The sequence below is a fragment of the Brevundimonas sp. NIBR11 genome (assembly GCF_027912535.1).
Classification (GTDB): Bacteria; Pseudomonadota; Alphaproteobacteria; order Caulobacterales; family Caulobacteraceae; genus Brevundimonas.
The window spans coordinates 1,741,124-1,761,995 of record NZ_CP115465.1 but is presented as its reverse complement, the minus strand read 5'-3'; the positions used below and the strand labels follow the sequence as shown (position 1 = coordinate 1,761,995).

The 20,872-nt window shown below is 64.7% G+C and carries 33 protein-coding genes; 18 read left to right on the top strand and 15 right to left on the bottom strand.

Annotated elements, in window-relative coordinates; all coding sequences use genetic code 11:
* The first annotated feature begins 369 nt into the window (after positions 1 to 369).
* From O5O43_RS09000 to xth, 3 genes are read left to right on the top strand one after another with little or no spacing between them, the layout of a single operon-like run.
* Positions 370 to 1,182: a TIGR02587 family membrane protein gene (locus O5O43_RS09000; protein WP_271083552.1), complete on the top strand. Its 813-nt coding sequence runs from the start codon at positions 370 to 372 to the stop codon at positions 1,180 to 1,182.
* The gene (locus O5O43_RS08995; RefSeq protein ID WP_271083551.1) at positions 1,182 to 1,583 is read left to right on the top strand and encodes a hypothetical protein; all 402 of its coding nucleotides are present in this window, start codon (positions 1,182 to 1,184) and stop codon (positions 1,581 to 1,583) included. The genes O5O43_RS09000 and O5O43_RS08995 overlap by 1 nt, the downstream gene beginning before the upstream one ends.
* 1 nt (position 1,584) lies before the next feature.
* A complete protein-coding gene (xth, locus tag O5O43_RS08990; RefSeq protein ID WP_271083550.1) occupies positions 1,585 to 2,397 on the top strand; it encodes an exodeoxyribonuclease III in 813 nt (270 codons plus the stop codon).
* Positions 2,398 to 2,441: 44 nt separating this feature from the next.
* Here xth and O5O43_RS08985 read toward each other — a convergent pair whose 3' ends face one another.
* From O5O43_RS08985 to O5O43_RS08970, 4 genes are read right to left on the bottom strand one after another with little or no spacing between them, the layout of a single operon-like run.
* Complete coding sequence (locus O5O43_RS08985; RefSeq protein WP_271083549.1) at positions 2,442 to 2,696, bottom strand: hypothetical protein; 255 nt, start codon at positions 2,694 to 2,696, stop codon at positions 2,442 to 2,444.
* A complete protein-coding gene (locus O5O43_RS08980) occupies positions 2,696 to 2,881 on the bottom strand; it encodes a hypothetical protein (protein WP_271083548.1) in 186 nt (61 codons plus the stop codon). Before O5O43_RS08980 ends, O5O43_RS08985 begins: the two co-directional genes overlap by 1 nt.
* Positions 2,882 to 2,939: 58 nt before the next feature.
* Positions 2,940 to 4,118 carry a zinc-dependent alcohol dehydrogenase gene (locus tag O5O43_RS08975; protein WP_271083547.1) on the bottom strand — a complete coding sequence of 393 codons (1,179 nt, stop codon included), beginning with the start codon at positions 4,116 to 4,118 and terminating at the stop codon, positions 2,940 to 2,942.
* A gap of 41 nt (positions 4,119 to 4,159) precedes the next feature.
* Entirely contained in the window at positions 4,160 to 4,624 is a 465-nt protein-coding gene (locus tag O5O43_RS08970; RefSeq protein ID WP_271083546.1) for an SRPBCC family protein, read from the bottom strand.
* Positions 4,625 to 4,839: 215 nt separating this feature from the next.
* Here O5O43_RS08970 and O5O43_RS08965 point away from each other — a divergent pair, with 215 nt between their 5' ends.
* From O5O43_RS08965 to O5O43_RS08935, 7 genes are all read left to right on the top strand, one after another.
* The gene (locus O5O43_RS08965) at positions 4,840 to 5,646 is read left to right on the top strand and encodes an SDR family NAD(P)-dependent oxidoreductase (RefSeq protein ID WP_271083545.1); all 807 of its coding nucleotides are present in this window, start codon (positions 4,840 to 4,842) and stop codon (positions 5,644 to 5,646) included.
* 175 nt (positions 5,647 to 5,821) lie between these two features.
* A complete protein-coding gene (locus tag O5O43_RS08960; protein WP_271083544.1) occupies positions 5,822 to 6,025 on the top strand; it encodes a hypothetical protein in 204 nt (67 codons plus the stop codon).
* A 684-nt stretch (positions 6,026 to 6,709) separates the two neighbouring features.
* Positions 6,710 to 7,906: a site-specific integrase gene (locus O5O43_RS08955; RefSeq protein WP_271083543.1), complete on the top strand. Its 1,197-nt coding sequence runs from the start codon at positions 6,710 to 6,712 to the stop codon at positions 7,904 to 7,906.
* 5 nt (positions 7,907 to 7,911) lie between these two features.
* Positions 7,912 to 8,145 carry a hypothetical protein gene (locus tag O5O43_RS08950; RefSeq protein WP_271083542.1) on the top strand — a complete coding sequence of 78 codons (234 nt, stop codon included), beginning with the start codon at positions 7,912 to 7,914 and terminating at the stop codon, positions 8,143 to 8,145.
* 2 nt (positions 8,146 to 8,147) lie between these two features.
* Positions 8,148 to 8,600 carry a hypothetical protein gene (locus O5O43_RS08945; protein ID WP_271083541.1) on the top strand — a complete coding sequence of 151 codons (453 nt, stop codon included), beginning with the start codon at positions 8,148 to 8,150 and terminating at the stop codon, positions 8,598 to 8,600.
* Complete coding sequence (locus tag O5O43_RS08940) at positions 8,590 to 8,880, top strand: hypothetical protein (RefSeq protein WP_271083540.1); 291 nt, start codon at positions 8,590 to 8,592, stop codon at positions 8,878 to 8,880. The genes O5O43_RS08945 and O5O43_RS08940 overlap by 11 nt, the downstream gene beginning before the upstream one ends.
* 385 nt (positions 8,881 to 9,265) lie before the next feature.
* Positions 9,266 to 9,886, top strand: coding sequence for a hypothetical protein (locus O5O43_RS08935; protein ID WP_271083539.1), 621 nt, complete (start codon positions 9,266 to 9,268; stop codon positions 9,884 to 9,886).
* Positions 9,887 to 9,953: 67 nt separating this feature from the next.
* Here O5O43_RS08935 and O5O43_RS08930 read toward each other — a convergent pair whose 3' ends face one another.
* The 3 genes from O5O43_RS08930 to O5O43_RS08920 form a co-directional block, all read right to left on the bottom strand.
* Positions 9,954 to 10,127, bottom strand: a complete 174-nt coding sequence (locus O5O43_RS08930; protein WP_271083538.1) for a hypothetical protein — start codon at positions 10,125 to 10,127, stop codon at positions 9,954 to 9,956.
* Complete coding sequence (gene ligD / locus O5O43_RS08925; RefSeq protein WP_271083537.1) at positions 10,117 to 11,094, bottom strand: non-homologous end-joining DNA ligase; 978 nt, start codon at positions 11,092 to 11,094, stop codon at positions 10,117 to 10,119. Before ligD ends, O5O43_RS08930 begins: the two co-directional genes overlap by 11 nt.
* Before the next feature lie 371 nt (positions 11,095 to 11,465).
* Positions 11,466 to 11,840, bottom strand: a complete 375-nt coding sequence (locus tag O5O43_RS08920) for a response regulator (protein WP_271083536.1) — start codon at positions 11,838 to 11,840, stop codon at positions 11,466 to 11,468.
* A 199-nt stretch (positions 11,841 to 12,039) separates the two neighbouring features.
* Between O5O43_RS08920 and O5O43_RS08915 the strand changes: the two genes are divergently transcribed.
* Positions 12,040 to 12,261 carry a hypothetical protein gene (locus O5O43_RS08915; RefSeq protein WP_271083535.1) on the top strand — a complete coding sequence of 74 codons (222 nt, stop codon included), beginning with the start codon at positions 12,040 to 12,042 and terminating at the stop codon, positions 12,259 to 12,261.
* A 9-nt stretch (positions 12,262 to 12,270) separates the two neighbouring features.
* On the opposite strand, the gene O5O43_RS08910 is transcribed toward O5O43_RS08915, so the two are convergent.
* The gene (locus O5O43_RS08910) at positions 12,271 to 12,987 is read right to left on the bottom strand and encodes a Crp/Fnr family transcriptional regulator (protein ID WP_271083534.1); all 717 of its coding nucleotides are present in this window, start codon (positions 12,985 to 12,987) and stop codon (positions 12,271 to 12,273) included.
* 216 nt (positions 12,988 to 13,203) lie between these two features.
* On the opposite strand from O5O43_RS08910, the gene O5O43_RS08905 reads away from it, so the two are divergent.
* The 5 genes from O5O43_RS08905 to O5O43_RS08885 all read left to right on the top strand — a co-directional run bounded on the left by O5O43_RS08905 (position 13,204) and on the right by O5O43_RS08885 (position 15,242).
* Positions 13,204 to 13,407 (top strand): KGG domain-containing protein, encoded by a 204-nt coding sequence (locus O5O43_RS08905; RefSeq protein ID WP_271083533.1) that lies wholly within the window; start codon positions 13,204 to 13,206, stop codon positions 13,405 to 13,407.
* Positions 13,404 to 13,586, top strand: a complete 183-nt coding sequence (locus tag O5O43_RS08900; RefSeq protein ID WP_271083532.1) for a DUF3606 domain-containing protein — start codon at positions 13,404 to 13,406, stop codon at positions 13,584 to 13,586. The genes O5O43_RS08905 and O5O43_RS08900 overlap by 4 nt, the downstream gene beginning before the upstream one ends.
* Positions 13,586 to 13,762 carry a hypothetical protein gene (locus tag O5O43_RS08895; RefSeq protein ID WP_271083531.1) on the top strand — a complete coding sequence of 59 codons (177 nt, stop codon included), beginning with the start codon at positions 13,586 to 13,588 and terminating at the stop codon, positions 13,760 to 13,762. Before O5O43_RS08900 ends, O5O43_RS08895 begins: the two co-directional genes overlap by 1 nt.
* A 496-nt stretch (positions 13,763 to 14,258) precedes the next feature.
* Positions 14,259 to 14,483: a hypothetical protein gene (locus tag O5O43_RS08890; protein ID WP_271083530.1), complete on the top strand. Its 225-nt coding sequence runs from the start codon at positions 14,259 to 14,261 to the stop codon at positions 14,481 to 14,483.
* Between the two features lie 45 nt (positions 14,484 to 14,528).
* Positions 14,529 to 15,242, top strand: a complete 714-nt coding sequence (locus O5O43_RS08885; protein WP_271083529.1) for an SOS response-associated peptidase family protein — start codon at positions 14,529 to 14,531, stop codon at positions 15,240 to 15,242.
* Positions 15,243 to 15,456: 214 nt separating this feature from the next.
* On the opposite strand, the gene O5O43_RS08880 is transcribed toward O5O43_RS08885, so the two are convergent.
* From O5O43_RS08880 to O5O43_RS08870, 3 genes are all read right to left on the bottom strand, one after another.
* On the bottom strand, positions 15,457 to 16,032 hold the full coding sequence (locus O5O43_RS08880; RefSeq protein WP_271083528.1) for a DUF11 domain-containing protein: 576 nt from the start codon (positions 16,030 to 16,032) through the stop codon (positions 15,457 to 15,459).
* 165 nt (positions 16,033 to 16,197) lie between these two features.
* Positions 16,198 to 16,524 carry a hypothetical protein gene (locus tag O5O43_RS08875; protein WP_271083527.1) on the bottom strand — a complete coding sequence of 109 codons (327 nt, stop codon included), beginning with the start codon at positions 16,522 to 16,524 and terminating at the stop codon, positions 16,198 to 16,200.
* 225 nt (positions 16,525 to 16,749) lie between these two features.
* Positions 16,750 to 17,331, bottom strand: coding sequence for a hypothetical protein (locus tag O5O43_RS08870; protein ID WP_271083526.1), 582 nt, complete (start codon positions 17,329 to 17,331; stop codon positions 16,750 to 16,752).
* A gap of 84 nt (positions 17,332 to 17,415) precedes the next feature.
* Between O5O43_RS08870 and O5O43_RS08865 the strand changes: the two genes are divergently transcribed.
* Both O5O43_RS08865 and O5O43_RS08860 read left to right on the top strand, forming a co-directional pair.
* Positions 17,416 to 17,607 carry a hypothetical protein gene (locus tag O5O43_RS08865; protein WP_271083525.1) on the top strand — a complete coding sequence of 64 codons (192 nt, stop codon included), beginning with the start codon at positions 17,416 to 17,418 and terminating at the stop codon, positions 17,605 to 17,607.
* A 211-nt stretch (positions 17,608 to 17,818) separates the two neighbouring features.
* Complete coding sequence (locus O5O43_RS08860) at positions 17,819 to 18,541, top strand: IPTL-CTERM sorting domain-containing protein (RefSeq protein WP_271083524.1); 723 nt, start codon at positions 17,819 to 17,821, stop codon at positions 18,539 to 18,541.
* Between the two features lie 371 nt (positions 18,542 to 18,912).
* On the opposite strand, the gene O5O43_RS08855 is transcribed toward O5O43_RS08860, so the two are convergent.
* The 4 genes from O5O43_RS08855 to O5O43_RS08840 all read right to left on the bottom strand — a co-directional run bounded on the left by O5O43_RS08855 (position 18,913) and on the right by O5O43_RS08840 (position 20,866).
* Positions 18,913 to 19,455, bottom strand: coding sequence for a hypothetical protein (locus O5O43_RS08855; protein ID WP_271083523.1), 543 nt, complete (start codon positions 19,453 to 19,455; stop codon positions 18,913 to 18,915).
* The gene (locus O5O43_RS08850; RefSeq protein WP_271083522.1) at positions 19,452 to 19,775 is read right to left on the bottom strand and encodes a hypothetical protein; all 324 of its coding nucleotides are present in this window, start codon (positions 19,773 to 19,775) and stop codon (positions 19,452 to 19,454) included. Before O5O43_RS08850 ends, O5O43_RS08855 begins: the two co-directional genes overlap by 4 nt.
* 72 nt (positions 19,776 to 19,847) lie before the next feature.
* Positions 19,848 to 20,171 carry a hypothetical protein gene (locus O5O43_RS08845; RefSeq protein ID WP_271083521.1) on the bottom strand — a complete coding sequence of 108 codons (324 nt, stop codon included), beginning with the start codon at positions 20,169 to 20,171 and terminating at the stop codon, positions 19,848 to 19,850.
* Positions 20,171 to 20,866, bottom strand: a complete 696-nt coding sequence (locus tag O5O43_RS08840; RefSeq protein ID WP_271083520.1) for a hypothetical protein — start codon at positions 20,864 to 20,866, stop codon at positions 20,171 to 20,173. The genes O5O43_RS08845 and O5O43_RS08840 overlap by 1 nt, the downstream gene beginning before the upstream one ends.
* Positions 20,867 to 20,872 lie beyond the last annotated feature (6 nt).

Sequence of the window (20,872 nt, the reverse complement as noted above, 5' to 3'; positions counted from 1 at the left end):
CATAGCGGGGTCACGCGGTGCGTCAACCTCGGGCTGCATCAGGGATCCGCTGCCCGACTGCGCCCGAGCCTAGCTGTCCGACAGCGAGATTCGGGCGTTTAGGCCGCTCCGCGACTGTCGGACTCACCACGCGGGAACGGCGGCGAAGACCCAGCGTTAGCCGCTAACAAAGAACGGGGGCGATACGATGGGCCATAGCCCCGACGACACTCCACCAGTGCGCAAGTCGGCGTGCAGCGAAGCGAGCGTCACGATCGTGCCCGGCCAGATCCGGGCCTCGGCGGATCGGTCGAGTGGATCTCATTTTTTTCCAGGGGCTGTCTTCGCAGATATCGCACTGCGGCGCAGAGGCCGTGATGAGCTTTCAGCGTGACGGTGACGTCGGAATCCTACGCCTCGGGGCTTGGCCGCGCCTGTGGCGGAGCGCTGCTGTTCGGGTTCCCGCTCCTGATGACGATGGAGATGTGGCAACTGGGCTTCTACATGCCGGCCTGGCGTCTGGCGCTTTTCCTCTGCCTGGGTTTGCCGCTGATCTACGGTCTGACCTACTACGCGGGCTTCCGTAGAACGAAGAGCCGGCGGGACGATATGATGGACGCTTTCGCCGCACTCGCGGTCGGCTTTGTGATCTCGGCCGTCGCGATGGCCGTCTTCGGTCTGATCGGTCCACACAAGCCTTTCGAAGCCAACGTCGGCATGGTGGCCTTGCAGGGCGTCCCGGCCGCCATGGGGGCGGTCCTCGCCAGGAAGCAGTTTGCAGGACAGGGCGGCGAAGGCTCAGGGGATAACGAGGCGTCAGCGACCTATCGCGGCGAGTTGTTCCTGATGACGGCGGGCGCTCTGTTTCTCGCGTTCAACGTGGCTCCGACCGAGGAGATGATCCTGATCGGCTTCCTGATGACGCCCTGGCATTCGGCTCTTCTGATCATCGCCACCCTGCTGACCCTGCATCTGGTCGTCTTCCGCCTCGGCTTTGCGGGTCAGGAGGCGCACGAGAACGCCCGGCAGGCCTTCTTCGACTTCACCTTGCCTGGCTATGCGATCGCCATGATCGTCAGCGCCTATGTGCTGTGGTCCTTCGGCCGGTTCGACGGGCTGTCGGCGGGCGAGATGATCGCGGCGGTGGTGGTGCTCGCCTTCCCGGCCGCGCTCGGGGCGGCGCTTGCCCGGCTGGTGGTCTGATGGCGCGAAAAACCTCCAAGGCCAGCGGTCCGACGCTGTCCCGAAACGAACGCCTCCTGCAGATTGTCATGGCCGGGCTGGGGGCCGCGCTGCTGTTCGGGGCGCTCGGGGTCGTGCTTCATGGCGCGCTTGGTCCAGCGACGCCTCCGACGTTCGAAGTGACTGAGGCGGGGCGCAGCGCGGTCGGCGACCGCATCGTTCTCGATATCGCGGTCAGAAACACGGGCGACCGGACAGCGGCGGCCGTGGAGGTCGAAGCGACTGCGATGAACGGCGAGACCGCCTCGGTAACGCTCGACTTCGTGCCCGGCCATAGTCGCAAGACCGCTAGTGTGAGCCTGCCCCGAGCGATCGGGTCGTCTCCCGTCGATCTGGCGGCGACGGGCTGGACACGGCCGTGAGGTGAGAATCGCGACCTACAACGTGAACGGCGTGAATGGTCGCCTCGCCGTCCTTCTGCGGTGGCTGGAGGAGACGCAGCCCGACATCGTCTGCCTGCAGGAGCTGAAGGCGCCGCAGGAGAAGTTTCCCAAGGCTGCTCTCGAAGCGGCGGGGTACACGGCCTACTGGCACGGTCAGAAAAGCTGGAACGGCGTGGCCATCCTCGCGCGGGGCCGCGACATCCATGGGACGCGGCGCGGTTTGCCCCACGACCCGGACCCGAGCCAGAGCCGCTACATCGAGGCGGCCGTCAACGGCGTGCTGATCGGCTGCCTCTACCTGCCCAACGGCAATCCGACGCCCGGACCCAAGTTCGACTACAAGATGCGGTGGTTCGAGGCCCTGACCGCCCATGCGGCCAGTCTACTCGCGACCGGTGCGCCGGTGGTTCTCATCGGCGACTTCAACGTGATGCCGACCGAGTTGGATGTCTACAAGCCCGAGCGGTGGTTGGACGACGCCCTGTTTCGGCCCGAGGTGCGCGATGCGTTTTCTGGGCTGGTGGCGCAGGGCTGGACCGACGGGATCCGAACCCTGCACCCGACGGCGCGCATCTACACCTTCTGGGACTACTTCCGGAACGCCTTCGTTCGCGATGCCGGCCTGCGGATCGATCACATTCTGCTCAGCCCGTCACTCAAGAAACGGCTCAAGAGCGGCGGGGTGGATCGCCATGTTCGCGGCTGGGACAAGACGAGCGACCATGCCCCGGTCTGGATCGAGTTAAAGGCGCCCATTGCGTCGCGAAGGAGGGCCACGCCGCGCGCGTCGTGACGGCGGGGCAGACGACATCGACAACGCCGCCCTCGGCAACGCCTTCAGCGTGTTTCCGGAGGCGCGGGAGCTGCCGCCGCACCGGGTGTGACGGAAGCCAGCTCAGCCGCCTGCGACTTGGGTGGCGGTCCGTCGACCTGCTGGAGGCCGTCGTCCTCGACCTCCTCGATGGACTGAATGGCTTCGCCGGGCCGGGCAAGGGAGGCGGCGGCGTCGCCCGCCTGCACACCCGTCAGGGACGGGACACGCACCTCGCGGGTCTGACCTTCGTGGGCCAGAACGACCTTGAAGAACCGCATCACTTGCCGGTCCCGAAGCCGTCGGGGCCGCCGGCGCCGGCTGCGCCCTCGCCGCCACTTGCCGGACCTTCCGGCTTTTGGCCCGGCTGGGTCGTGCCGCCCTGGTCGGGCCGCAGAACGCCCGAGCCGTTGGCGTCCTTGGGATCATCGTTGGGTGTCGCGGGATTGGGGTTCGTGTCGCTCATGTCAGTCTCCGGTTTGAGAATGACGCGGCCTCGTCAGAACGACGCCGCGTCAGCGGGGTCAGTGAGGAAGCAGGACCACCTTGGTCCATTCGTTCTGGTTTTCCTTGAAGTTCTTGTAGCCGTCGGCGGCCTGTTCGAGCGGCAGCCGGTGCGAGATCAAATCGGTCGTGTCGATCTTGCCGTCCAGGATCAGCTGCAGCAGATCCGGCAGATAGTTCTGAACGTGCGTCTGGCCGGTCTTGAGCGTCAGCCCCTTCTCCATGAAGGCGCCGATCGGCCATTTGTCGGCGAAGCCGCCGTACACGCCGGGGACCGAAACCGTGCCGCCCTTGCGCACCGCCATGATCGTCTCCCGCAGGACGTGGGGACGATCCGTGCCCAGGATCTTGGTCTCCTGCTTGATGGCATCCACGATGTTGTCGGGCGAGAAGCCGTGGGCCTCCATGCCGACGGCGTCGATGCAGCTGTCTGGGCCGATGCCGGCCGTCATCTCCATCAGGGCCTCGCGCACCTTGACCTCATGGTAGTTCAGGACCTCGGCCCCGTTCTGTTTCGCCAGTTCAAGGCGGCGCGGATGATGGTCGATGGCGATGACCCGGCCGGCGCCCTGGAGGATGGCGCTCTTGATCGCGAACAGGCCGACGGGTCCGCACCCCCAGATGGCGACGGTGTCCCCGGGCTGGATCTGGCAGTTCTCGGCCGCCATCCAGCCGGTCGGGAAGATGTCGGAGAGGAACAGCACCCGCTCGTCCTCGATTCCGTCGGGGATCTTGATCGGGCCATAGTCGGAGTAGGGGACCCGGGCGTATTCGGCCTGGCCGCCGGCGTAGCCGCCCGTCAGGTGCGAATAACCAAAGGCCCCCGGCATGGAATAGCCATAGGCGATCTCGGACGCATCGGCCTTCTCGGCCGGGTTCGAGTTGTCACAGGCCGCCGGCATCTTGTGATCGCAGAAGAAGCATTTTCCGCAGGCGATGACGAAGGGGACCACGACCCTGTCGCCGCGCTTCAGCGTCGTGTTCGCGGGTCCGACCTCCTCGACGACGCCCATGAACTCGTGACCCAGGATGTCGCCGTTCGACATGCCGGGGATCATGCTGTCGTAGAGGTGCAGATCAGAGCCGCAGATGGCGGTCGCGGTGATCTTGATGATCGCGTCTCTGGGGTTGACGATCTGGGGGTCGGGGACCGTGTCCACCTGAACGTTGTGTTTGCCGTGCCAGGTCAATGCGCGCATGGGGGTCTCGTCTTCAGATAAGGGGGAGGCCGGAGCCGGGGTCAGAAATGGCGGTCGCCGCGAGGCGCGGCGTCAGGCGCCTTGGAGGTTGAGATTTCTCCCGTTTCCATGAGCTGTTTGAAGCGTCGCAGCTCGCGCCGGGCCTGCACGCGGGGCTCGCGCTGAAGCACCTTGGCGACGACCTTGCCGACCGCACCCGCCGGCGGATCGTAGCTGATGAAGATTCTCGTCTCGGTGCCGCGACCGAAGGCGTTGTCCTTGAACTCGATCCAGCCCTCGTGATCGACATCGGATCCGTCGCTGGACGTCCAGGCGATCTTCTCGCCGGGAATGTCTTCGGTGATTTCCGACGTCAGTTGGACATCGGCGCCGCCCGGGCCGGCGATGGTCCACTCTGTACGGCCGGCGCCCAGATCGACCACGGCTTTGACGTTCTCCATGAAGGTCGGAAGGTTCGAGAAGTCGCGCCAATAGGCGTACAGTTCCTCGCGGGGACGGTTGATCATCGCAGCCCGGATGCTTGAAGAATCGTAGTCTCCTTCCACGTTGTTCTTGTTCACGAAAGCAGGCGATGCAACGTCTGCATCTGTCGAAAGTCGGTTATCAGACATAGGGTTAGCTCCTCAGGGCCGTTACTTGCAGAAGACGCTCACACCCTTGTTGTTCCGCCGGAACATCGGGCCGGGAGTGGCATTCTCAGCCCATCTCAAGGAGCTGAAACATGAGCGATCCCACGATGACCCCTGCTGACACCCTGCGCCCTCTGGCCCTGGTGACCGGAGCCTCAAGCGGCATCGGTTACGAGCTGGCCAAGCTTTTGGCGGCCGATGGATTCGACCTCGTCGTCGCGGCGGACACATCGCTCGCGGAAGCCGGACAGGCCTTTGAAAGCCTCGGGGCGAAGGTCGAGATCCTACAGGCGGACCTGTCGACCGATGCCGGGGTTCGGTCGCTGTACGACCTCGTCGCGGGACGGCCCGTGGACGTTTTGGCGGCCAACGCTGGGCACGGCCTGGGCCAGGCCTTCCTGGATCAGAGCTTCGACGACATTCTGCATGTCATCAACACCAACATCACCGGCACGACGCGGCTCTTGCATCTCGTGGGCCGGGACATGCGGGCGCGAGGCAAGGGCCAGATTCTGCTGACCGGCTCCATCGCGGGGCTGATGCCGGGCACGTTCCAGGCCGTCTACAATGCGTCGAAGGCCTACGTGGACAGCTTCTCCTTCGCCCTGCGCAACGAATTGAAAGACACTGGCGTGAGCGTGACGGTCCTGATGCCGGGACCCACGGACACGGAGTTCTTCTCCCGCGCCGGAATGGACGACACCGTCGTCGGACAGGGCAAGAAGATGGACGCAGGCAAGGTCGCCGAAATCGGCTACGCCGCCATGAAGCGCGGCGACGGTGATGTGGTCGCAGGCCTGATGAACAAGCTACAGGCCGCCTCGGCCGCCGTCATGCCGCAGACGGCGCTGGCGGAGATGCATCGCAAGCAGGCCGAGCCGGGCGGCGGCCCAGCGTGATTTGTTCTCGCGAGTTCAGGGCATGACATTCCCATCGGGTTCGGACCCGGCCGGCGCCGCTCTTCCGGTTGATGGCCCTTCGCCGCCGAGGGAGGTGCTCGTCCTCCCGTCTTGGGACTGTCTGCCCTACGATCACGCTTCGCCCTCTCGGGAGAGCCAGGGGCGGCGTTTGCCGGTGCTCGCTCGATTGGCCTCGGGCGATGACAGGCGCCAGGTGCTGGTGCTCTCGCCTGAGGCGAACATGCAGCGCCTGCCGCCTAGAGACGTAAATAGCGCTCTGTTCGAGGTGAAGGTCGGAGAGGCTGCGCGACTGGTGAAGATGGCGCTGGCCAGAGCCGCCGTCCAGACCGACCCGATCGTACCCCGGCGCGAGGCCTAAGCCGCCTTCGTCAGCCGGTTTCCCTCCCCCGAATCCGTCGATCAGGCGTCCGCGATCAATGACGTGCTGGGCGACCTTGGAGAGCGGAAAGGCGATTGACAGGCTGGTGTGCGGCGATACCGGCTTCGGCACGACAGAGGTCGCGCTGCCAGCGGCGGCGGCTGTGGCCTTGAGCGGAAAGCCGGCGGCGTCGTGGCGCCGCGACCGTCCTCGCCCGACAGCATTACGAACGAGGTCCTGTCGCGGCTGGCGGCCTGACCCGTCGGGCCCGGGGGCTGTTCCTGCCGCCTTTGCATGGGAAAGGCGGTCCGCCATCGGACGTCCAGGCCTCAGTCGGCCAGCCGTCACCGAAGACGCGGGCCCCGTCGGCCGGCACATCTGCAAAGCTTCGTCGCCGGCCCGTCGTCCACGAGGATTTCGGCGGCTGAACCTTTGCTGTGTTGAAACGACACCCTGCGAAAGGTCTGGCGGAGACGGAGTCCGTGCGACCTACCTCCACGGGCCTCTTTGGGCATCCACAGCCAAATCGCTCGGGCCATTGCTGGCGGGCGTTTCAGTCCGCTTACCTCCATGGACCTCCGCCGATAGCCGACACTTGGTCTTAGGGCGGAAGTTAGGGCGGACTTAGGGTGGCGACCGATCCTGACGTTGCCCTATGTTCTCTTTCCGTTCACGGAGGCCCGAGTGGCACGAGCGATCAACAGACTGACGACCCTGGGCGTGAAAGCCCTGCGCGAGCCCGGCATGCATGCCGACGGCCAAGGTCTCTATCTGCGCATCGACCAGACAGGGGCGCGGCGATGGGTTCTGATCTATCACCACGGCGGCCGGCGCCGTGAAATGGGCTTGGGCAGCATCGAGAAGGTGAAGCTCGCCGATGCGCGGGACGCGGCCGAGGCAGCCCGGCGCCAGATCAAGGACGGGCTCGATCCGATCACGGCACGGAAAGCAAACTCCCTGGCCCCAGCCGATCGCAAGTTCTCAGCGGTCGCATCGGCCCTCATGGACGACCTCGAGAAGGGCTGGAAGTCGAAGAAGTCCCGCCCTCAATGGGAAGCCTCGCTTTCCCAGCACTGTCCGGCCATCTGGTCCTCTGACGTGGCCGAGGTCGATACCGAAATGGTGCTGAATGCGCTTCGGCCGATCTGGACCGCGCTGCCTGAAACCGCCGGACGGGTTCGCTCTAGGTTGGAGCGCGTGCTCGATGCCGCGAAGGTGCGTGGATTGCGGGAAGGGGAAAACCCGGCTCGCTGGCGCGGTCATCTATCCAGCCTGCTCACTGGAGCAAAGCGGGCGAAAAGCCACCATGCCGCGCTGCCCTATGGCGAGGTGCCTGATCTTATGAAGCTGCTCGCTACCCGGCAGAGCGTTTCCGCCGCCGCCCTTCGCTTCCTCATCCTCACTGCCGCTCGCTCCGGTGAGGTTCGCGGCGCAGCCCCAGGCGAGATTCATGGTGGTCTATGGGTGGTGCCTGCCTCCCGCATGAAGGCCGGAAAAGAGCACCGCGTGCCTCTAACCGACGATGCCCTCGCCGCCATCGCTGCGGTCCCGGCGATTGGTCAGCAGTCCTACCTGTTTCCCGGGATGAACGGTCAGCTCAGCGACGCCACCATCGGCAAAGTTTTGAAGGTCAACGGCATCCAGAACGCCACGCCGCACGGCTTCCGCTCGGCTTTCCGAGACTGGGCTGGGGACTGTACCGGCTACCCGCGCGAGCTGATCGAAGAAGCGCTTGCCCACCAGGTCGGCAACGCCGTGGAGCGGGCCTACCGTCGGAGCGACGCGCTGGAGAAGCGCCGGGCCCTCATGATCGCCTGGGCTGACTTCTGCATGGGCAGGTCGGGGCAGGTGATCCCCTTCGCATCCCGACCGACTGGATGATAACGATGAACGACGACACCCCGCTCCCGCCGTTCGCAGAACACAAGGCCATGATCGCTAACCTGGTCGCGAACCTCAGCCCGGGCCCCGATGGGTTGGCCAGCCATCATGAGCTTCTGCGCCAGCTGGATCGCATGCGGCCGGGATCGATCGACCGGGAGCACGCTCGTCAGCAGCGCCGACGCCTTGGGCTAGAGCCGCTCGCCGGCCTCGACGCGCTCGATTACGCCGGGGCCTGACCATGCTGCACGATCCCTTCCCGGATCTGCCCGACGATGAATTCCCCCGGATGACGGGTCGCGGCGAGGGCGAGGGGCCGCTGATCGATCTTCCGCACCGCGCCAATCAGCTTGCGATCCGCTGCCTGTCCTGCGGCCGTGAGGGACAGATTTCCGGGCGCCGGATAACGGTCAAGTTCACCCAGCACCTCAGAGGGAGCATCGGCCGCTTCGTGTCCGCCCTGCGGTGCAGCGGATGCGGCGGCCGACGACTGCTGGTCCGGACCGCCAACGATCCGAACGCAGACGGCTTCGGCAAGGAGTTGGAGAACGACGCGCGCCTGCAATGGTGTCGTCGTCTGAACACTTGGCTCGCTGAGATTGGTCAGGATGTTTTCGGGTATCTCGATGTGCTGAGAGACTGCCCGGCGGGGCCCGACCTCGCCGCCGCCGGCATCCTTCCCCATGGGTCGTAAGAACCTCGACCGCTACCGCGAGGCGGACTGGCGCGAGGCCTCTCAGACCGTGGATCAGATCCTGCGCAACCGCTGGCCGGTCATCGCCGAATGTCCGGTGTGCGACCTCCGAATCGAAGCGGACGTGCGACGGATCGCCCAAGTGATGGGGCCGGACTACTCGCTGTGGGGCGCGGAGACCGCTTGTCGCCGGATCGGCTGCATCGGCCGGGTCCACTTCATCCTGCGGCCCCGGGGAGCCATCATGGAATATGTGATGACCGCCAAGGCGTTGCCTTGATGCTGGCCGAGGTCCTGACAGTCCTCCATCGGCTCCGGGGCTGGGTCTTGAGCGCCGTGATCGTAGTCGGCTTTGTCGTGGCGGGCCTGCAGCTGGCCCGCGTCCTTCATGGCTGAGTGCGAAGACCCCCGCCATTGTCAGGCCGACGGGGGTCCCCGGTTTCAACATCTCAGAGGACGGAGCGGCGCATCATGCCGGGCCACCGCTCCATGGCCGGCGCCCCAGGGTTAACGGGGTGCCCGGCCTGCCGTTCCTAGGTCATCTGGCGTTCATAGGTCCGCCCCCGGTGTTCGCCTGTCACGCTTCGTCAGTTGACCATCTTCGCGAAATCCGGCGGACAAAGAGCGCACGGACCTTCGTCCCTGCTTTGATTTTGGGGGACGCCTTGTTCAATAAGCTTTCGGCGCGCTTTGCCGCGCTTCTTCTCGCCTTGTGTGCGATCGCCGCTGTGCCCGGCTTCGCCAACGCGCAGACTATCAGCCAGCCCAACGGGGCGACCGGGCTCCCTGGCCCAGGCGTCGGTCAGTCTTTCACTGCGACGCTGACCGGGCGGATCACGAGGATCGATTTCAGGTCCCGGTCCAACGTCAATACGACCATGTACATCTACAACGGCTCGAACGGCAGCGGCGTGAATGGCATGGTGGGCACCCCCGTTTACCAGCAGGCCGTCACGCTGACCCAGTCTGTTGATAACAACACGGGCTTCACCACGATCAACCTGACCACGCCCTTCCCGGTGATCGCAGGCCAGACCTATTCGGTCGTGTTTGGCGCTGGCAATACCGCCATCACCTTCACCAACGACTATGCTGGCGGTACGGCGCTTTCCGGCTTCACCAATCAAGGCGGAGGCTGGTCCTGCTGCGACGCGCCCTTCCAAGTTTACGAGGAGCTAAACCCTGTCCCCGTCCCGACAATGACGGAGTGGGCGATGATCCTGTTCGGCACAGTCCTGGCCGGTGGCGCGGCCCTCTACATCCAGCGTCGCCGCCTCATCGCCTGACGACTTAATCCTGAATTAAACGGCTCCGCTGGCGATGGCGGGGCCGTTTGCAGTCCGCTTCCCACCCTCAGCGGACGTTGGCGACGTCCGCTATGTGCCGCCGCTCGTGCGACAGCACCGCCGCCAGATCCCGCATGTGGATGACCTGCCGACAATCCGGACAGCGGATCTGATGGTCCGGCAATCCTTGGCCGACCAGCCCCAGCACCCGCCGGCCGATGATGGCGGGCTCAACCTTCACGACGGACATCCGTCGGCGCCTTGTCCTCGCGCAGGCCCTTGAAGCTCGCCTGACGCAGTCGCCCGCTGCCGGTCCATTCGGCGATCTCTGCCTGGGCGACCAACTCGGGCTCGACAAAGTGCAGACGATCACCGCCCGTCGCCTTGGGCTGTTCGCCGGCGAACGGCGTGCGCGCGCGCGACAGCGCCTTCAGTCGGGGCCGCAGGTCCGACACGTCCCGATCGCGGAAGCCGTTCTTCAATGACCCCGCATAGCGCAGCTCACCCCGCTCATAGACACCGGTCAGCAGGCTCTTGAACCGGCCGTCCGAACCGGACTTCCAGCCGCCCACTACCACCTCTTGGCCCGGCCGGCACTTCGACTTGATCCAGACCGACGTCCGACCGGCGCGGTAGTTTTCGCCCAGCTGTTTGGAGACGATCCCCTCCAGCCGCATATTGCAGGCGGCCTTGATCAGATCGGCCGAGGAGATGCCCTCGAAATGGTCGACGTAATGGATGCGTTTGCGGGCCGCCTCGGTCCCGCCCTCCAGCACGGCGGAGAGCGCCTTCTTCCGCGTCGAGAGGGCGTAAGGCCGAAGGTCGCTCTCCCCGCGCCACAGGATGTCGAAGGCGAAGTAGACCAGTTTGCCGCTGCCCCGCGCGTTCATCGAGCCTTTCAGCAGGGAGAAGTTTGGGTTCCCGTCTGCGTCGACCGCGCACAGCTCGCCGTCGAGGATGCAGTCTTCCAGCCCGGCCGCATCAGCCGATGGCCGAGGTAGTCGTTCGGTCAGGTCGTTGCCGTTCCGGCTCCACCAGGTCGCCACCCCGCCCGAGACGTTCAGCTGCACCCGCCAGCCGTCGAACTTGATCTCGTGAATCCACCCGCGCCCTGCCGGCGGCTTCGCCTCGAGCGTCGGATGCGACAACGGTTGGAAGCTCGCCGGCATCCTCGGCGTCCGCTCCAGGTCCTGCTTTCTGCGGGGCATGGCGACGAGTCGAACCCCGCGCGAAGTGATTCGATCCGTCGATTAAGTGATTCATTTGAATCGCTTATCGGGCAAGGAAGGCAAATGCGCTAACTAGTTTCAATGTCGCGTAGCGAGCACAGGAACGAGGCCATTTAAGACCACGTTTTGTCTACGTATGAGCATCAGTCATACGATCAAGCCTGCTCACGTCGTCGCCCGGGCGTTCGAGCTCGCCCAGTCAGGCCGCTGCCGCTCCAAGCGGGAGATTGCGCAGGCTCTCGCGCGGGAGGGTTATAGTCGAGACGAGCTGGAACACTTGTCGGGCAGGCGGATATCGGACCAGCTTGTGGAGGAGCTTCAGCGGGCGCCATCGCTTCACTAGGCGCAGCTCAACCGCCGTTTAGGAGCGTAGTCACTGCCGTGACGATCTGTGCGCCGACAAACGGCTTGGTGACCAGGATGCTGTTGGGTACGCCCTGAGCTGTCCACTCGTGGGCGCTATCGCCGGTCACGTAGACAACTGGCAAGTCCGGCAATCGAGCGTGGGCCTCGCGGGCGACGTCCCAGCCCTTGGGTCCGGGACCGAGGTTCACATCTGTGATCAGAGCTCGGCACGCGTCTCCATGCTGCTCGAATAGGATGGTCGCATCGGCAGCCGAGTTCCCCGAGCGTGCCTCGAAGCCGCCGTCCTCCAACGCATGTTCGATTGTCATGGCAATAAGAGGGTCGTCATCGACGACGAAGACGCAGACAGTATCGGCCATGGTTTTTGTTCCGCCCTGTGAACCTAAGCGCTCCGGCTTTTGTACGGTTCCGTAAACTCGGATTAACTCTGGCTCACCGTCGGTCTGAATCCTGAGTATTAGCTCGGTAATGAGGAAAAACACCGTCCGCAAAACGACTTAGGAACTGGCTAGACGATATGGTGTTGGTGGATGGGGCTTCAGATTGGGAGAGCGGCTGGTGCCCCGGTACTTCTTCAATGTCTTGGACGGCGAAAACCGTCCTGACCCCGACGGCGAGGAACTTGCCGACGATGAGGCCGCAAGGCGGTCGGCTGTGGCGGTGATCTTTGAGACACTGCGTGAGCACTCCGCCTATGTGGTAAAAGGCGGCCCCTTCTCCGTGGTGGTGACCAACGGGGTCGGCCAAGAGATTTGGCGGCTTACCGTCCAAGGTCGGTGAAAAGTCGCGTTAGGCCGCTTGCTCATCCTCGCGCGGCAGGACTCCGAGATCCCTTCCCATGGACTGGATCAGCTCATAGCTTCCGCAGGACGCACGACGAAGTGAGCCTTCGTTCGTAAGGGTAACGCGACCTCTCATCAATTTGACCGCACCCATCCTGAACAGTTCCGAGTAGGAACTGACGACGCTGGTACGCTGTACGCCCAGATGATGAGCGATCTCATCTTGGGTGACCTTGATCTCATTCCGCCCGGCTGCGTCGAAGGCGGTAAGCAGCCAGGATGCGAGACGAGCGGTGATAGACTCATACGTCGCCGCCAGCGCCAACTGATGCGCCTCAGCCTGATAAAAGTGGCTGAGTTGCAGCAGTCTGTGCAGGAGCGAGGGCATCTCCTGAGCGAGCTGGCGTACGGCCTGCGCCGAACCAGAGAAGCCGTCGCCATCGCCTTGTCCGACCACTGACCAACTGCACGGTGCGTCCGCCAGGAACGGCGCCAAACCCGAGACGCCCTCTCTGCCGACGAAGGTGACCTGTAGGGTCTGACCCCGCCCGTTGCTGATGCGATTGACGAGGTAGGCGGTCGTCGGGAAGTGAATCGTTTCGATCCGCTCCCCTTGGTCGATCAGAACTTCGCCGGCTGTGATGCGGCACGGTTTGAGGATCGCGCGCAGAGCGTCGCTCGTCGCCGTATCCAAACCGTCGATGAGATAGTTTCCAGAAGCCATGTCGCTCTCCTCGCAGGCGGGCGGGAGTTTGCGGCGTACGCTACCGATCTCTTCCAGTCGCGAACGCCCTGTCCAGCTCGCGATAGAACTGAACGTCCCAGAAACGGCAGAGTTCAGTCAATCGGATTGCCGACATACCAGCTGGCGTCGGCGACCCGACACAGGAACTGACGTCGGCGCTTCGGGATTCGCCACTCAGTGAAAGTGGAGGATGCCATGGACAATCCCGACACCGGTTCTAACCGTATCCCACAAAGAGGGTTTGGCTCGATGAACCCCGAACGTCAGCGCGAGATCGCACGTAAGGGCGGGGCCGCAGTACCTTCCGAGAAGCGTAGTTTTTCGCAGAACTCTGAGCTCGCGCGTGAAGCTGGCCGAAAGGGCGGATCAACAACTGGTCAGCGGAGGGCCACCCAATGAGCGACGACAAATCCAAATCCGGCGGCCGAGACCGCGAGCTGATCAGCCTTTCTGAAGACTACGAGGTCCGAGACTGGGCAAAGAAGTTCGGTGTGACCGAGGATGGATTACGGGAAGCTGTCGCGCGGGTTGGCAACCGTGCGGCTGACGTCGAGGCGGACCTGAATGGTAGTCGCTGATGGACGCCGAAGCCCAGGTGGCAGAGGCCATGCGCTCCGAGTTTCGTCGCCAGGCCGAAGCGGCTCCCGGGGAGCTCACCGTCTCCGAACTCCCGGACGCTTTGCAGGTCAGTGGTCGTGTCGACATGGAAGCGCTAGCGATGGCTGTTATCGGGGCGATCGCCGGAGGACCCTGACGGGCTAATTTTGGACCGGCTCATCGTGGCAGGCTTTTGCGCATGAAACGGGTCCTGCGCTGGCACTACGTTATCGCCATCATTGCTCTCGTGGCGATGGGCTGGTTCGCCACTCGAGTGATCACCTCCAGCATGGAGAATGAAGCTCGGCCGCCGCTGCGGCCGCCCGATGAGCCCCGTGACTAACCGTTACCACCCTCCAAATCAGGGCCCGTCCGATGAACGACGTCAAAGGATAGAAGTCGGCCGGGGGTCGGCGCACCGACATAGGAACGACATCGCTCTCGACCCTTTAGCCTACTGTGATGCAATACGAGTTCCGCTTTCAGTACGGGCAGTCGATGGCCCCCGCCATCGAGAGAGCCGATTATAGTAACGACGCCCTGGCAATCATTCGTGGGGTCAGGGAGCTGATGGCGATGCCCAGCCGCCGCGGTGTCGAGGTACGGCGCCAGGACGTTTTGATCTTTTCCCGATCCCGATCAACGAGCGACTGATGACGAAAATTCTAGGCGATGCCGGGGAAGCCAATCGGGGGATCGGCCAAGTGGATGTGACCGATCCCGGCGTGGACCCGCGCCAGCCTCATCTGCCTCCTTCGGCCGGAGGGCCCGGCACTGGTGACGGCGCAACGATCGGCAAGCCCAAGCACCAGCAACCGATGGAAGATAAGCTCCCGAACGAGCAGTCTCACGAGGATGAGGGCCTTCGTCAGGGCTGAAGGGTTAGGCTGGACAAGGACTGACGTCCGGGCCAGCGTCAGCCCATGTGCAACCTGTACCGCGCGAAGTCCGGCCCCGGCGACATTCTCGCCATGACGCGGGCGATGGTCTCGGACGTCGGCAACCTCGAGCCCCGCGACATCTACCCGGACTACGCCGCGCCGATCGTCCGGCTGAACGAAGGTGGCGAGCGCATCCTGACGACAGCACGCTGGGGGATGCCGTCGTCGAAAAAGGCACTGTTCGACGCCACGGTAAAGCGCGTCGAGAAAATCCGCGCCAAGGGCACAGTCGTCGATGACGAAGGCTTCAGACGATATCTGGAGTTGGAGCCGGACAAGGGCACCACGAACGTCCGCAACGTCGCATCGCCGCACTGGAAGCCGTGGCTCTCCCCGGCCAATCGCTGCCTGGTACCGTTCAACGCCTTCAGCGAACCGGACCAGGACTATCAGGGCACCAAGAAACCCATCTGGTTCGCTCTGACACAGGATCAGCCGCTGGCCTTCTTCGCTGGAGTTCACGCCCTGTCCTGGACCTGCGTGCGCAAGGTGAAGACCGGTCCCGAAACCTGCGACCTGTTCGCCTTCCTGACGACCGACAGCGCCGAGCCTGTGATGACCTATCACCGCAAGGCCATGCCCGTGATCCTGCTGACCGAAGAGGAGCGCGACGTCTGGATGCGGGCGCCGTGGGATGAGGCGAAGGCGCTCCAGCGGCCCTTGCCTGACGGGATGTTGGAAATTTTGACTGCCTAACGAACGAAGACCCCCACCAGTGTTAGGCCAACGGGGGTCCCCGGTTTCAACAATCAGAGGATGGGGAGGCGCATACGCCGGGCCACCTTCCTCATAGGCCGGCTCCGATGGATCAATGCGGGCAAGGTGGCGCCGTTCCTGTGTCGCTGGAACGACAAAAGCCCCGCCGCCCTGGTGAGGGGACGACGGGGCTCTGATGGCAGACCGCGCTAATCTAGATGAGCTGGCGCCGGCGCTGGAGATAGACCGCTGCGCCGCCGGCGAGCATCGTGCCGAACAGGATCATGGCCCACTCGGTCAGTGTAGGAACGGGGGCTGGGGGCGGCGGAGCGAACACCGTGGTCGTCGTTGTGGCTATTTCGTTACCCGGGTTTCCGTCCAATTCGGCCGCTGAACCCATGACCGTGTTGGAGATAACGGTGCCGTTCGCGAGTGAGTTGCTGACCTGAACTGTTAGAGTGAATGCCGCTTGGGATCCTGAGGCCAGCGAGGCGCTTGTACAGGCAACGGTGCCGCCGGTTCCAACTGCCGGGACGGTGCAGTTCCACAAGCCCGGCGCAGAAATAGACTGAAAAGTTGTACCTGCCGGCAGATTGTCAGAGATCTGCACCGTCGTAGCAGGGTTGGGACCGTTGTTGATCAGCGTGATTGAATAAGCAAGGTTCGTTCCTGCCGTCACAGGGTCAGGACTGTCGGTCACCGTCACGGCGAGGTCGGCAGTCTGCGCCAACGCCCCGCTGCTCAAGAAAGTTAGGCATCCGCCGACGACAACAGCTGCAATGCGTTTCATGGAATCCCCCTTCAAGACGACGATGGGATAACACGTAGAAAGCGACGCACAAGGTGCAGACGACCTGTGTCGCAAACCGACGAAAGTCCGCTAGCCCCGAAGGACCGGCGGACTGTGATGGCGAAGCCGAGGCTCGACGCGAAGAGAGGTGGTCTGAGCGATGCGCTAGCCCGGCAAAAGCCGTCGATACCACGGCCGGGCGAGCCTCGCGGTCACCTCCGCATCCCTGACCTCGCATGCGTTGATAATCGCGAAGCCCGTCGCCTTGTCGTCGTTGGCCTTGTTCAGCTGGCCGGTCTCAGCCGCCCCGTACAGCTGCCAGTCCAGCGTCGGGTCTCCGCTGTCGCCGATCTCAGCGTGCGGGGTTGACCGCGTCAGGACCGACCGGGCCAGTTCCGAGCAGCCGGTCGCAATCGGCACGGTGCTGCAGGCGGCAGAGCTGAAAGCGAGCGACACGGTCGCGGTCAGCAGGAGGAGCTTGGCGTATCGCATTCTGGGCCTCTTGGACTTGGGTGGAGGTGGCTTGGCCGCGATCATCGAGGCGACCGATCTCGGTGATGGCCTCAAGAGCGGATTCGGTGCGGGTCTGGGCCATGGTGGCGTTATCGCGGGACTGGCGAGCGGCTTGGCGCGAGGGGCCGGTGACCGTGCAGTAGGCGAGCAGCAGGAGCAGCATGACGCCGAGGCCTGCGATCAGCAGCAGGACGGGACGGACGTTCACCGCCCTGCCTCCCGGAGCGCGGCCTCGAAGCCGACGGCGTGTCCGGCGATCTCGGTGGCCTTGTCGGTCCCGTTGATGATCCGACGGGCTTTCACATAGTCACCGGGCAGATAGTCCTTCAGCGCCTTGCCGGTGAACCGGCCGTGCGCCATCCCGTCCTTCAGGATCGACGCCGCCACGTCCGGCTTCATCGCGTCGTCCGGCCGATCGGCGAGGCCATAGCGGGCGTAGTTCGTCCGCCCGGTCAGTTGGACGTAGCCGCGTCCCGCATACTTGGCCCCGTCGCCCGGCGTCAGGTTGCCTAGCTCGCGCGCCTTGGCCGGCCGGTCGCCATCGATGTCGTACATGCGCCGGAAGTAGGCGAGGCCGCCATTTTCCTTCACCGGCTGCATCGTCATCGCCGTCTCGTGCCAGGTCGTCGCCAAAGCATAGGCGACCCAGCTGACGGGCCAGTCCGAGAGCGCGGTCAGCAGGGTGTTGAAGCCTTCGACCTGTCCTTGGGACAGGCGGCCGAAGCGCCTGCGCACCCCGGCGAAGAAGCGCGCGGGATCGAACCCCGCCGCTGGCGTGGTGGTCATGGTCTCTCTCCATTGTCAGGGGATGCGCACGGCGTGCGCTTATGGCTAAGGTGTCGCGGGGCTGGTCAGGTCACGGGACGACGGATGGACGACGGGATGCTGGAGCGGCGCGCCATGGGCGCCGAACAACTGATGTCGGCGAAGATCACCGAGTTCGGGGCGCACCTGATGGCTGGCGATCGCGCAGCGGCAGAACGTGCGCGCAACGACGCGATCGCCGCGCTGGAAGCGCACCTAGACCTGACCGACCAACTGATCAGCCGGACGATGGCATGAGCCGACGCCGCGACCGCGAGGAATGGTTCTGGATCGCTCTGATGATCGTGGCCGTGGCGGCGATGGTCGGGCTGACGGTGTGGCCGCTGCTCTGACAACCTTGGGCTTAGACCACCAAAACCAGCCCGTTGGAAAAAGTATTGTTAAAAGAGACGCTTGCTGGGCGCGCCGGTTACTGCCAGAACCCTGGTCTCATTCCGGGGACTATTGCATGAAGCTGTACACCGTTGTCGCTTTGGCGACCTCTCTCATCGCGACGGGCGCCACGGCCCAATCATTCCGGCCTCTTCCAACCGTAACTACTCCGCTGCCTTTGGGTGATGACAACACCATGGCTGTCACCCTGCCGTTCGCCATAAAGGTTGGAGCGGAGGCGTCATATACGAACGGTCTGATCACCCAGAATGCAACACTGCTCAAAGCCGACAATACCGATACGATCGTGCCGTTTTTCGACGATCTCGAGGCCAGATCGGAGACGGGGCAGGCCAACTACGGAACTTCGACGTTGGGCGGCAGACCCGCTTTCATTGCCACGTACGCCAACGTTGGTCTTTGCTGCGGTGTCGACGGGAGGCGGTCGAGCGTTCAGTTCGTTCTGATTGATCGATCCGATTTGGCCGCAGGCGATTTCGACGTTGAGGTCAACACCCAGGGCTTAAATCGAGCATCCAATGCGGGCGGGCAGTTCATTATCGACAACGCGAACGCGGGCCGCGCCGGGGTTGCGCAGTTCCCGGCCGGCGCGGCAGCGTACCGCTCAACCTGGACATTCCGAAACGGCGCTCTGACGAGCGGTACGGGTCCGACATTGATCACGGCAGCTGCAGCCGTCCCGACCATGTCCGAATGGGCTATGATCCTGTTTGGCACGGTGCTCGCGGGCGGTGCGGCTCTGTACCTTCAGCGTCGTCGCACCGGCCTCGCGTCGTGATCGTCGCTCTGGTCGTCGTCGGCATCGCCTGGGCGGCCGCCGTGCTCTGGACTTCCATCGCGGGCTGACGGTCCCTGACCTGTCGGCGTTTTAACGCAACTACGGAAGCCGGTCGGGCTTCCGTAGTCATGTTCTCGAAGCGGGAAATCTTCTGGGCCTGCGTCATGGTCGGCGCCGCTGTGATCGCTCTCGTCGCGATCTGGCCCTAGCAAAGCGACCTCGCGTCCGCCGATTTTTGAGGTGATGCTGCGCGGGTGCCGTCTTCCAATCAGAGCCTCGGCTCTGGAATCCCAAGAGGCGGCTCGCGTTGGAGATCTCCTGAACCTCCAATGCGGGCCGCCGAGTGGAAGACTGGCGAACCCGGTTCGCGCCTACGTGGCCGCCGAACTGTTCAGGACGATCGTTGCGACGATAGCCGCAATCAGCGCCACCGCCCCGATCAACGTCGTCAGACGCATCCAGCGCGGCCCTAGATTGGCGTGGTGGGGATCTTCGCTGGCGGAATAATCGGCGGCCGCCACGGCCGGGGCTTCGAACCCCATCTGGACCAGCCCCTTGTCCGACACCCCGTTGCGTGCCGCGATGGCCAGCAGGCGCGAGATCAGCGGCGGAGGCGACCGCCAGCGGAGCACGGCGTCCAGCAGGATCAGCATCAGGCCCAGGTCCGCCGACGCCTTTAGCGGCGAGACCCAGCTGATCGCCGACAGGGTCACGATCTGGCCGGGGAATAGGATGGTCACGCCCCGAAAGACCAACACCGCCATGTAGACCGCACCGCAGATGAGCAGCCATTTCGGCGCGGTTACCCGCGACGGGTAGAGCGGCCCCAGCACCTTCAGGATCGGGATGCAGACGCCGGCGGCGGCGAGATACGTCAGCCCCGAGTACAGGGCCAGAGTGTGTTGCAGGGTCATTGGTCGTTGGCTCCGAGGCGCTTGAGGACCGCTTCCTTCAGCCGGTTGAAGAGGACAGGGCCGCACGGCACGGCGAGAAACCCGGTCGTCAGAGCGACGGCGGGCATGCCGAGGCCGGGCATGACGGCCAAGACGGCGACCGTCACGGCTTCGGCGCAGATCGGGCCGAACACCGGTGCGATCATCATCTCCAGCCACGCCTTCCGGCGGGCGACGGGGTTTCCGACCTTCGCCGAATAGGCGGTGATCAGGCCGATGGCGCCGTAGAACAGCCCGCCGCAAAGGCCCCAGAAGGCGGCGTAGTCACGCGGGTCGATCATCCGCCCCTCCAAGATGGTCAGCCGATACAAGGCAGCCGACGCAGGGCGCGGGCTTGGGCCAGTTAGGACGGCTCAGGGCCAGTCCGGACGGGTCGGTTGAGGGTTGTCTCCGCCGCTCACGATCGCGCGAAGGATCTCGCGATAGGCGACCCATTCAGGCGGAACGGTTTGGCCCTGCTCGAAGCAGCGCAGCACCGTGATGTCCGAGGCGGCCAGCGCCGATTTGGCGGGGCCGAGCCGGTCGAAGGGCTGCGGCTCCGGCTCGACCCAGACCACGCCGATCTCGGCCAGTTCCTCGGCCGTCCAAAGGTCCAGCACATTTGCCGGATACTGCACGTCGCCCGTCGTGAAAGGCTGGCCCGGCGGCAGGGTTTGGCCGTCGAGGACAAAGGGCATCACAGGTCTCCTGTGTTAGTAGTGGGGAAGGCCCGACCGGGTCCGTGGATCAGGCGGATGCCCGCCCCGGATGCACTCATGTTTCTGTTGCCGCCGCCGCCGAAATCGCCGCCGGAGCCGTTCTCGCCCGGCCCGCCGCTTGCGCCTTGGCCCAGCAGTCCGACGCCGCCGCCGCGCGTGCCGAACCCGCCGTAGGAGCCGCCGCCACCGCCGCCGCCACTACCTGCGCCACCCGTAGGAGCCCCACTGAACCCGCCGTTGCCGCCAGGACCTGAATAGCCGCCCGCTCCGCCGCCGCCGCCCTCGTTGGCAGAGCCCGCGCCGTTGCCGCCGTATCCGCCAGCGCCGCCGCCGGAGGTCGCGCCTGCGCCGAATATGTATGAGCCGCCGGCCGCGCCGCTGCTGTCGAACGTACTCCCGCCCCGCTCAGCGAACAGCAGCACCTCGCCCGACGAAGCTCGAATGATCGCCGCCCCCACCCGGCCTTCGTAAGCGGTGGACATGGAGAGGGTCAGCGTCTCGCCCGGAACGACGACGATGTCGTTGGACCACGCGAGGGCGGCCCCGCCGCCGGCCCCGGTCCCTGACCCGCCGCCGCCATTTCCGACCGCGACCCCACAGATGAGGGTAACGGCCGCCGGAACGACCCAGCTGCTGTTCGCGGAGAAGAGCGCCTGGCCGGTAGGGGTCGCCATTTCAGG

Excerpts from the sequence above, each read along its gene's own strand:
- O5O43_RS08995 (WP_271083551.1), top strand. The coding sequence starts at position 1,182 with ATGGCGCGAAAAACCTCCAAGGCCAGCGGTCCGACGCTGTCCCGAAAC.
- O5O43_RS08985 (WP_271083549.1), bottom strand. The coding sequence starts at position 2,696 with ATGCGGTTCTTCAAGGTCGTTCTGGCCCACGAAGGTCAGACCCGCGAG.
- O5O43_RS08980 (WP_271083548.1), bottom strand. The coding sequence starts at position 2,881 with ATGAGCGACACGAACCCCAATCCCGCGACACCCAACGATGATCCCAAG.
- O5O43_RS08975 (WP_271083547.1), bottom strand. The coding sequence starts at position 4,118 with ATGCGCGCATTGACCTGGCACGGCAAACACAACGTTCAGGTGGACACG.
- O5O43_RS08970 (WP_271083546.1), bottom strand. The coding sequence starts at position 4,624 with ATGATCAACCGTCCCCGCGAGGAACTGTACGCCTATTGGCGCGACTTC.
- O5O43_RS08965 (WP_271083545.1), top strand. The coding sequence starts at position 4,840 with ATGAGCGATCCCACGATGACCCCTGCTGACACCCTGCGCCCTCTGGCC.
- O5O43_RS08950 (WP_271083542.1), top strand. The coding sequence starts at position 7,912 with ATGAACGACGACACCCCGCTCCCGCCGTTCGCAGAACACAAGGCCATG.
- O5O43_RS08945 (WP_271083541.1), top strand. The coding sequence starts at position 8,148 with ATGCTGCACGATCCCTTCCCGGATCTGCCCGACGATGAATTCCCCCGG.
- O5O43_RS08940 (WP_271083540.1), top strand. The coding sequence starts at position 8,590 with ATGGGTCGTAAGAACCTCGACCGCTACCGCGAGGCGGACTGGCGCGAG.
- ligD (WP_271083537.1), bottom strand. The coding sequence starts at position 11,094 with ATGCCCCGCAGAAAGCAGGACCTGGAGCGGACGCCGAGGATGCCGGCG.
- O5O43_RS08920 (WP_271083536.1), bottom strand. The coding sequence starts at position 11,840 with ATGGCCGATACTGTCTGCGTCTTCGTCGTCGATGACGACCCTCTTATT.
- O5O43_RS08910 (WP_271083534.1), bottom strand. The coding sequence starts at position 12,987 with ATGGCTTCTGGAAACTATCTCATCGACGGTTTGGATACGGCGACGAGC.
- O5O43_RS08905 (WP_271083533.1), top strand. The coding sequence starts at position 13,204 with ATGGACAATCCCGACACCGGTTCTAACCGTATCCCACAAAGAGGGTTT.
- O5O43_RS08900 (WP_271083532.1), top strand. The coding sequence starts at position 13,404 with ATGAGCGACGACAAATCCAAATCCGGCGGCCGAGACCGCGAGCTGATC.
- O5O43_RS08895 (WP_271083531.1), top strand. The coding sequence starts at position 13,586 with ATGGACGCCGAAGCCCAGGTGGCAGAGGCCATGCGCTCCGAGTTTCGT.
- O5O43_RS08890 (WP_271083530.1), top strand. The coding sequence starts at position 14,259 with ATGACGAAAATTCTAGGCGATGCCGGGGAAGCCAATCGGGGGATCGGC.
- O5O43_RS08885 (WP_271083529.1), top strand. The coding sequence starts at position 14,529 with ATGTGCAACCTGTACCGCGCGAAGTCCGGCCCCGGCGACATTCTCGCC.
- O5O43_RS08880 (WP_271083528.1), bottom strand. The coding sequence starts at position 16,032 with ATGAAACGCATTGCAGCTGTTGTCGTCGGCGGATGCCTAACTTTCTTG.
- O5O43_RS08875 (WP_271083527.1), bottom strand. The coding sequence starts at position 16,524 with ATGCGATACGCCAAGCTCCTCCTGCTGACCGCGACCGTGTCGCTCGCT.
- O5O43_RS08870 (WP_271083526.1), bottom strand. The coding sequence starts at position 17,331 with ATGACCACCACGCCAGCGGCGGGGTTCGATCCCGCGCGCTTCTTCGCC.
- O5O43_RS08865 (WP_271083525.1), top strand. The coding sequence starts at position 17,416 with ATGGACGACGGGATGCTGGAGCGGCGCGCCATGGGCGCCGAACAACTG.
- O5O43_RS08860 (WP_271083524.1), top strand. The coding sequence starts at position 17,819 with ATGAAGCTGTACACCGTTGTCGCTTTGGCGACCTCTCTCATCGCGACG.
- O5O43_RS08855 (WP_271083523.1), bottom strand. The coding sequence starts at position 19,455 with ATGACCCTGCAACACACTCTGGCCCTGTACTCGGGGCTGACGTATCTC.
- O5O43_RS08850 (WP_271083522.1), bottom strand. The coding sequence starts at position 19,775 with ATGATCGACCCGCGTGACTACGCCGCCTTCTGGGGCCTTTGCGGCGGG.
- O5O43_RS08845 (WP_271083521.1), bottom strand. The coding sequence starts at position 20,171 with ATGCCCTTTGTCCTCGACGGCCAAACCCTGCCGCCGGGCCAGCCTTTC.
- O5O43_RS08840 (WP_271083520.1), bottom strand. The coding sequence starts at position 20,866 with ATGGCGACCCCTACCGGCCAGGCGCTCTTCTCCGCGAACAGCAGCTGG.